Source organism: Synechococcus sp. OH2, assembly GCF_047462155.1.
Taxonomy (GTDB): Bacteria; Cyanobacteriota; Cyanobacteriia; order Thermostichales; family Thermostichaceae; genus Thermostichus.
This window is the reverse complement of sequence record NZ_JANSIR010000111.1, coordinates 17,216-19,461: the sequence shown is the minus strand read 5'-3', so window position 1 is coordinate 19,461 and position 2,246 is coordinate 17,216. Positions and strand designations below refer to the sequence as shown.

Annotated in this window: 2 protein-coding genes and 1 pseudogene; all 3 read right to left on the bottom strand. The window is 64.2% G+C overall.

Going from position 1 to position 2,246, the window contains the following annotated elements; translation table 11 throughout:
- On the bottom strand, positions 1 to 1,621 hold a 1,621-nt coding region (locus NW835_RS11750), incomplete at its 3' end, for a heavy metal translocating P-type ATPase (RefSeq protein ID WP_414415375.1).
- A gap of 148 nt (positions 1,622 to 1,769) precedes the next feature.
- A complete protein-coding gene (locus NW835_RS11745) occupies positions 1,770 to 2,039 on the bottom strand; it encodes a hypothetical protein (protein ID WP_414415374.1) in 270 nt (89 codons plus the stop codon).
- A gap of 12 nt (positions 2,040 to 2,051) precedes the next feature.
- Positions 2,052 to 2,246 (bottom strand): annotated as a pseudogene (locus NW835_RS11740) (beta-ketoacyl-[acyl-carrier-protein] synthase II); the annotation flags it as partial.

The following is a 2,246-nucleotide window of genomic DNA, read 5'->3' as shown; positions in this document are numbered from 1 at the left end:
GATGGCGGGTGCCGCTTTCTACTGTGGCCGCCAGTTGCAGCAGCCGAGCCGGATCCAGGGCAGGGTCGAGGGCAAGGCAATCGGTTAGGTGCGGATCCCCCTGGGTGAGGGTGCCGGTTTTGTCGAAGACGACTGTTTGCAGGCGGTGGGTTTTCTCCAGGACATCGCCGCCGCGGATGAGCAGTCCCCGCTCCGCGCCCAGTCCGGTGCCCACCAAAATGGCTACGGGTGTAGCCAATCCCAGGGCGCAGGGGCAGGCCACCACCAGCACCGAGATGGCCAGCTTAAGGCTAAGGAGCAGAGGGGTGGGATGGGGGGGGTGATCCCCTAGGTGCAGAGAGGAGTGGAGACCAACCCCCATCAGGATCTCGCTTCCCCAGAGCGGGATCCCGATCCAGTACCAGAAGGCAAAGGTGAGAAGAGCCAGTGCCACCACGCCGTAGGTGAAGTAACCGGCCACCCGGTCGGCCAGGCTCTGGATGGGGGCCTTGCGGGCTTGGGCTTCTTCCACCAGGCGGATGATCTGGGCCAGGGTGGTGTCTTTGCCGGTGCGCGTAGCCCGACACAGCAGCAATCCCGATTGGTTGACCGTCCCGGCCACGACCGGATCCCCTGGCTGTTTGAATACAGGTAGGGATTCCCCGGTGAGCATGCCCTCGTCCACCGTGGCCTGGCCGGCAATCACTTCTCCATCCACCGGGATCTGTTCGCCAGCCCGCACCTGCAGCCAGTCCCCCACCTGCACTTGTTCGAGGGGGCACCACTCTCCCTCTGAGGTCAGGGATCCCGCAGTCTCTTGGGGTGGCACTCGGCGAGCCAAGTTGGGGCGCAGGCTCACCAAAGCTTGCAAGCTGCCGGCGGCCCGCAGACGGCTCTGCTGCTCCAGGGCCCGTCCCAGCAGGATGAAGCTAAGCAGCATCACCGGCTCGTCGAAAAAGCACTCCCAGCCCACCTGCGGGGCCAACAACCCCACCAAACTAGCCAGGTAGGCGGATCCGGATCCCAGGGTGACTAGGGTGTTCATGTTGGGGGCCAGCCGCCGCGCCGCCCGCCAGCCGTCCAGGACAAGGTTGCGGGCCGGGCCGACGAAGGTCAACGTCGCCAACCCCCAGTGCAGCCAGACGTCGTTGAGGACGGGCAAGCCCAGGCGGGCGAACAGATCCAGGTGGCCGGCAGCAGAGATGAGCAGTAAAAAAGCGGCGGTGAAGGCCTGGTGAATCTGGGCTTGGGTTTGCCGCCGCTGCCGGGCGATGGGATCATCGGGCGCGTCCAGGGCATGATCCCATCCATCTGGGGAAGGAGAATCACCCCTGCCGACGGCGCAGGAGCTGGGAAACCCCGCCTCTGTCAAGATGCGGGCCAGATGCTCGGGGTCAGGCCGGCTGCCAGGGGCAAATTCCACAAGGGCCGATTCGGTAACCAGGTTAACGCTGGCTTTGACCACCCCCGGCTGGTTGAGCAAGACTTGCTCGACGGCCCGAACGCAGCCGGCACAGCTCATGCCGCCCACGTGGAGCAGCAGGGATCCCTGCCCAGCCTGTTCCTGAAAGGGCCCATGGGACTTCTCTAGGTCTGGCGGCTGAGCTATCTGCTCGGGGAACTTCGCATCCGTAGTAGTCATCTCTAGCGGGTCAACGAAACTTTTCCCTCACCCCCCCGCCTTTCTCCTCTTGGGAGAGGGAAGCAGTTCCGCAGCCATGAGTAGTGAGCCTGGGGGTAAGGAGATCCCCCCTATCCTAGCGTTGGCATCTCAGGCCCCTACGGCCCACCTATCCCCTTTGAACCCGCCGCTCAAACTCCTCGCGGGTGGCATCCACCAGTTGCACCGCCTCTGGGTAGAGCTGCGGGTGGTTTTGCTTAAGCCAACTCAAGAGCCGCGCCAACTGGGCTGAACAGAGATCCAGATCGGCCTGAAAAATCACTGCCGCTGCCATGTGCTGGGCGTATTCGGGGGGATGGCCCTGCTGCGTCAGCTCCGCCGTCAAGGCGGCCAAAGCCTGCTGGCGAACAGAGGGGGCGGAGCCTTCTGGGATGGACATAGGCGGGATTCCTCAATCAGCAGAGTAGCGGCGCAGGGCCAAGGTCACGTTATGCCCCCCAAACCCAAAGGCATTGACCAGGGCCACGTCAACAGCCATCTGCCGCGCCTTGTGGGGCACAAAGTCCAACCCTTCGCACTCGGGGTCGGGGTTATCCAGGTTAAGGGTGGGGGGAACCCAGCCGTGGTAGATGGCCAGGGCCGTCGC

Bases quoted from the DNA above. Each gene is read 5' to 3' on its own strand.
- NW835_RS11745 (WP_414415374.1), bottom strand. From the start codon at position 2,039: ATGTCCATCCCAGAAGGCTCCGCCCCCTCTGTTCGCCAGCAGGCTTTG.